Consider the following 517-nt stretch of genomic DNA (forward strand, 5'->3'; position numbering starts at 1 on the left):
TCGAGCGCCCTCTCGACGCGCTCGACCTTCGCGGTCATCTCGCCCGTGAAGCCCGGCCGGATGTCCGCCTTGAGCACGAGGCCGACCCGCGGCGACACGGCAGCCACGACGTCGACCGCCCGCTTCACGACGGCCATCACCTCGTCCCACTCCCCCTCGATGTTCGTGAACATCGCGTTGGTCTCGTTGGGCAGCCCGGACTCACGCACGACGCGTACGGCAGCGGCCACCGCCTCCGACACGCTCCCGGTGTCATCGGCGGTCGTGGGACTGATGCTGAAGGCGACGAGCATGGCTCCACGCTAGCCAAGGATCGTCAGGGACGGTCGGGCGCCCATCGGTCCACCAACGAGAGGAAACCGTCCGTCGCTTGAGCCCTCAGCCCGTCGGAGGGCGCTCGGAACGCGTCGTCCACCGCAGCGAAGGTGACCTCGGCCCACTGCGCGATGGCCCGCGGCGCAGCTGCGCTCCCGAGTTCGCGCGTGCGGGACTTGAGATCGCGCAGGTCTGCGATCTC

At 69.6% G+C, this 517-nt stretch carries 1 protein-coding gene and 1 pseudogene; both read right to left on the bottom strand.

Annotated elements, in window-relative coordinates:
* Positions 1 to 293 (bottom strand): thiamine-binding protein (locus ACOADB_RS14920; protein ID WP_378600080.1); only part of this gene is annotated, 293 nt, incomplete at its 3' end.
* A 23-nt stretch (positions 294 to 316) separates the two neighbouring features.
* Positions 317 to 517: pseudogene (locus tag ACOADB_RS14925) on the bottom strand (hypothetical protein); the annotation flags it as partial.

The organism is Nocardioides sp. CPCC 206348, assembly GCF_048654705.1.
Lineage (GTDB): Bacteria > Actinomycetota > Actinomycetes > Propionibacteriales > Nocardioidaceae > Nocardioides.